The organism is Corallococcus sp. CA054B, assembly GCF_003611625.1.
Classification (GTDB): domain Bacteria; phylum Myxococcota; class Myxococcia; order Myxococcales; family Myxococcaceae; genus Corallococcus; species Corallococcus coralloides.
Window position 1 is genome coordinate 1 of record NZ_RAVY01000337.1, and the last position, 5,007, is coordinate 5,007.

4 protein-coding genes are annotated in these 5,007 nt (G+C 73.4%); all 4 read right to left on the minus strand.

All coding sequences use genetic code 11. The features are described 5' to 3' along the window. On the minus strand, positions 1-784 hold a 784-nt coding region (locus D7V80_RS40105), incomplete at its 3' end, for a DUF4388 domain-containing protein (RefSeq protein WP_147447381.1). A 14-nt stretch (positions 785-798) separates the two neighbouring features. Continuing rightward, positions 799-1,617: a lipopolysaccharide assembly protein LapB gene (locus D7V80_RS40110; protein ID WP_233586075.1), complete on the minus strand. Its 819-nt coding sequence runs from the start codon at positions 1,615-1,617 to the stop codon at positions 799-801. Positions 1,618-1,646: 29 nt separating this feature from the next. Beyond that, positions 1,647-2,852, minus strand: a complete 1,206-nt coding sequence (gene hemW / locus D7V80_RS40115) for a radical SAM family heme chaperone HemW (RefSeq protein ID WP_120593037.1) — start codon at positions 2,850-2,852, stop codon at positions 1,647-1,649. A 13-nt stretch (positions 2,853-2,865) separates the two neighbouring features. After that, positions 2,866-5,007 (minus strand): plectin 1 isoform 8 (locus D7V80_RS40120; RefSeq protein WP_120593038.1); only part of this gene is annotated, 2,142 nt, incomplete at its 5' end.

A 5,007-nucleotide genomic window follows, 5' to 3' on the forward strand; every position in this document is an offset into this window, starting at 1 on the left:
CCGGCGCGGGGACGGGGGCGGCGGGGGCCTTCCTGGCCAGCTCCTCGGCTCTCGCGTCCACGTCCTCCGCGAAGCCGGCCACGCCCAGCAGGCACAGCGCGTAGAGCCGGCGCAGCACGGAGTCCATGTCGAAGCCGGTGCGCTCCAGCAGCTCGTTGAAGGTGGGCCGCTGGCGCAGGGCCTGGAACAGGCGCGCGTCCTTGGAGGACAGCTTGGGGGCGGACTCCACGCCGGGCATCTGTCCGAAGCGGCGGTCGTCCGTGAAGGTGAAGTGCGTGGCGACGGTGTCGAAGGGCAGCTGGGTGGAGACGCCGGTGAGGATGAGCTGCGCGGTGTTGGCGCGCACGGTGGCGTCCGGGTGCTCCACGTCCGCGATGAGGCGGTACTTCGCCTCCGTCCAGCGGAAGCAGTCCAGCAGCTTGTGCGCCAGGTTCGCCTGGAGCTGCTTGTAGAGGTCGAAGGGGCTGATGAGCCCCTTCTGCACGAGCAGCCCGCCCAGCTGCATGCCCGAGGACACGCTCTCCGCCAGGGACTTCTGGTAGTCGCCTTCCGTCAGGCGGCCCTTCTCCACCAGGTACTTGCCCAGCGTCTCGTGCAGGAGGTTGGAGTTGCACGCCACCGGCGCGCCGTCCTCGAAGGTGATGCGCTTCTCGCGCTGGCGCACCTTGAGCTCCAGCGTGCAGGTGCGCTCCTCCACCATCAGCGCGTGCAACAGCAGCGGGAAGGGCGTGTCCGCCAGCAGGCCCTCGCGCTGGCGCAACACCTGGGACGGCAGGGGGAACATGCGCGGAAAGCCTACTACTCCGCGTCGTCGCCGCCCATGTCGTCCGCGGCGTAGGGATCATCCGCATAGACGCCGTAGGGACTGTAGGTGTCGTGCGAGGGCAGGTAGCGGGTCAGGTACGCCCCCACGCCCATGAACACCAGGGCCACGGCGGCGTACGTCAGCGGGCGGGACGGACGGGCGCGGTACGCCCACCAGCGGTCGCGGCGCTTCTGGAAGCGCGGGGCGACGGCGTACTCACGCCAGGCGGCGTCGCGGGCCTCCTGCGCCTCCACGTCCAGGCCCTCTTTGTCCAGCGCGCGCGACAGGAGCACGCGCCCCTCCACGGAGCCCTGACGCACCTGGAGGAAGCGCTCCAGGGCCTCGCGCGCGCCCTTGAAGTCGCCGCGCTGGAGGCGGAAGCGGCCGCGCTCCAGGTCGATGGCGCCCTGCCGGTAGTCGGCGTCCAGGCGCTCGGCCTCGGTGAGCAGCAGCTCGCCCCGGGGAGAATCGCCCGCGCCCAGGTAGGCCACGCCCAGCAGGTAGAGGGTGTCCACGTCGTCGTCGCCCGCGTCCAGGTTGGGGCGCAGGAGGTCCACCGCCTCCTGGTAGCGCTTCTGGCCCACGCGGATGTCGGCCAGCTCCGCGCGGGCGCGGCGGTCGTGGGTGTTGGTGAGGATGGTGCCCGCCAGGTCCCCCGCCCGCTGCCACCGCTTGAAGGCGCGCATGGGGCTGGGCAGCACCTGCAACGTGAACCGGTCCGCCGCGAACAGCAGCACGACCAGCAGCCCCAGGGACAAGAGCGGGCTGCCCGTCAGCAGGGTGAGGCCCATCCACATCAACCACTTGGTCAGCACGGTCGAATCATCCTTCCTGGAACCGCCTACAACAGCCGCGCGCAGATGGCGCTGTGCACGTCCGCCCCCCGCTCCGTCAGGGCCAGCCTGCGGCCATGCCGCGTGGCGAAGCCGTGGGCCACCAGCCGCTCCACCTCCGCGCGCCGGGGCTCCACGGGCTGGCCGTATCGCTCACAGACGGCCTCCCAGTCCACCCCCGACACCAGGCGCAGGCCCATGCTCAGCCGCTCGGCGAAGAGCTCCTCGGGGCCCAGGTCCTCGCGGCTCGCTTCCGGGAGCCGCCCCTCCTCCACCGTGCGCAGGTAGGCCTCCGGGCCGCGGAGGTTCACGTAGCGGTGGGCCGTGGGGGACAGCAGCATGCCGGTGGCGCCCACGCCCAGCGCCAGGTACTCGCCGCCGGTCCAGTACAGCGCGTTGTGCCGGGAGCTGAAGCCGGGGCGCGCGTGGTTGGAGACCTCGTAGCGGGTGAGGCCGTGGGCGCCGTACACGTCGCGCACCGTCTGGGCCATGGCCACCACGGCGTCGTCCTCCGGCAGGGAGAGCTCGCCGCGGTCCAACTGCTTGGACAGCGGCGTGGACTCCGCCAGCACCTCGCGCTCCACCGTCAGCGCGTAGGTGGACAGGTGCTCGGGCGAAAGCATCACCGCGCGGCGTGCGTCCGCCTCCACCTGCGCGACCGTCTGGCCGTGCACGCCGTAGATGAAGTCCAGCGCCACCACGGGGAAGCCCGCCTGGCGCGCCGCCGCCACCGCGCCCTCCACCATGTCAGCGTCGTGCGCGCGGCCCAGCGCCTTGAGCGTTTCCGGCTGGAAGGACTGCACGCCCAGCGACAGCCGGTTGATGCCCGCGGCGCGGTAGCCGGCGAAGCGCTCCGCGTCCGCGCGCTCCGGGTTGCCCTCCAGGGAGATCTCCAGGCCGGGGGCGAGCGACATGCGCGCGGCGATGCCCTCCAGCACGCGCGCCACGTAGCGGGGGTGCCACAGGGACGGCGTGCCACCGCCCAGGAAGAGGGACTCCAGCGGCTTCGTGCGCAGCGACGGGTCCACGGCGAGACGCGCGTCCAGCTCCGCCAGCACCGCGTTCGCGTAGCGCTCCTCCGGCACCTGGCGCGCCACCGCCACCGCGAAGTCGCAGTAGGGGCACTTGGCCAGGCAGTACGGGAAGTGCAGGTACAGCCCGAAGCGGGCTGCCTGCATGCCCGTCAATGGGTCCGTGGGCGCGGCGAAGGACATGGAGGTCCAACCTCTACTTCAGGGCCTTCAATTGCGCTTCCAGCCTCGCCACCTTCGCCTTGGTGCTGGCAGCCGATTCGAGCGCTGCCTCGGCCGCCATCAGCTTGCGCTTCATGGAGGCGATGTCCGCCTTGAGCTGTTCGCGCTCCGCCGCCCAGTCCGCGGGCACGCCCGCACCGGCAGCTGGAGCCTCGGCGAGCTTCGCCTCGAGCGCCTGTCGGGCCGCCTGCTCCGCTTCGAGCGCGGCGCGAGCCTCCTCGAGTTGCGCCTCCAGCGCTGCCTTCACGCCCTGCTCTTCCAGGAGCGTGACGTCGGATTGCGCGAGCTTTGCCTCCAGCAACGCCTTGGCGCCCTGCTCCGACGCGAGCTTCGCTTCGAAGTCCTTCACGCGGGCCGCCTGCGCTTCGGCGACGCGCCGCTTGGACTCGGAGGCCTCCAGCGCGCCCTCCACCATCTTCACGCGCTGCTGGAGCCGGTCCACCTTGTCCGCTTCCGCGCGGGCCGCCTCCAGCTGCTCGTTGAGGGAGACCAGCTCCTCGCGCTGGCCGTCATGCCCCGCGCTCAGCGCCTCGGCGCGCCCCTCGGCCTCTGCGGCCTGCACCCGGGCGTCCGCGATCTCCGCTTCCACCGCCTCGCGGCGGGCGCGCTCCAGCGCCAGCTCCTCCTGGGCCTTGGCGACCAGGGCCTGCTGGCGCTGCACTTCCGCCTCGCGCTGGCCGGCGGCCGTCTCCAGCATGGACACGCGCGCGGAGTAGCCCACGCGCTCCGCCTGCGTGGTGGCGAGCTTGCGCTCCACGGCGGCGAGCTGCTGCTGGTGCGCTTCGCGCTCGGCCTGCACGGACGCGGACTGGGCGGTGAGCTCCGCCAGCTGGGCCTCCAGCGCGGTGGCCCTGGCTTGCGCCTCGTGCACCCGGGCCTCGGCCTCGTGGACCGCCTCGCCGAGCGCCGCCGCGTCCGACTCCATCCGGTCGCGCAGCGAGACCTGTTCGACCTCCGCGGCCTCCAGCACTTCGCGCAGCGAGGCCAGCTCCGACTCGGCCATGCGCGCGCGGACCTCCGCGGCCTCCACCTCGGCGCGCGCGGCGTCACGCGCCTGGGTGACCTCCGCCTCCAGCTCGCGCACGCGCGCCTGGACCCGGACGGCCTCCGCGGCGCGGCCCTCCAAAGCACTCCGGAGCGCGGGCAGCTCCGCGGCCTCCGCCGTGCGCGCGGTGAGCGCGGCGCGCAGCCCCACCGCGTCCGCGTCCTTCAGCGCGAGCGCGCGCTCCAGCTCCGTCACCTGCGTCTGGAGCGTCTTGAGCCCGTCCTCCACCACCGCGAGCTGCCGGCGCGCGGCGTCCCGCTCGCCCTCCATCCCCTTCGCGTGGGCGTGCGCCTCCTCCAGCGAGCTGCGCGACCAGTCGCTCTCGCTCTCCAGGGCGCCCATGGCGCCCTTCGCCTCCGCGAGCGCCGTCTCCAGCTGGCTGATGTTGAGCGCCTGCGCGTCGCGCTCGGTGGTCAGCCGCTCCACGTCCGCGAGCACCGACTGGTACTGCTCCTGGACCGCCTCCAGCGCGCCCTGCGCCTCGGACTTGCCGGAGGCCAGCTCCGCCACGCGGTCCTGCGCGAGCCCCAGCGCCTCCTTCGCGCCGACCAGCTCCTCCGCCATCGCCCCGCGCGACTCGCGCTCGGCGTGGAGCTCCTCCGTCAGCCGGGGGACCTCCGACTCCACCTCCGCCAGCGCGCGCGTGAGGTCCTTGCGGTCCGCCTCCGACGCGGCGAGCTCCGCCTCCAGCGAGGCGATTTTGGCCTGGGCCAGCTTCAGCCGCTGCTCGTCCTGCGCGGACGGCGCGGCAGGAGCACCGCCGCCATCCTTGCGCGCCTTCTCCAGCGCGGCCTTGAGCTGGGTGACCTCGCCCTCGCGCTCGGCGTACAGCGCGCGCGCCCGGGCCAGGGTCTCCGTCTTCTGCTTCAGGATGCCCCGGAAGAACTCCAGCTTGTCCTCCGCCGAGCCGCCCATGGGCAGCCGGGGCTCCGCGGGCTCCGCGAAGGGGTCCCCCTTGCCGGGGCTGCGCGCCGCGGCCGCCGGGGACGGAGGCGTGGTCGTGGGCAACCCTCCACCGCCGATGGGCGCGGGGGTCGTGGGCACCCGGGCGGCCGGCGCGGCGGCCGGGGA

What these genes read in the sequence shown, in the direction of transcription:
- hemW (WP_120593037.1), bottom strand. Translation starts at nt 2,852, where the DNA reads ATGTCCTTCGCCGCGCCCACGGACCCATTGACGGGCATGCAGGCAGCC.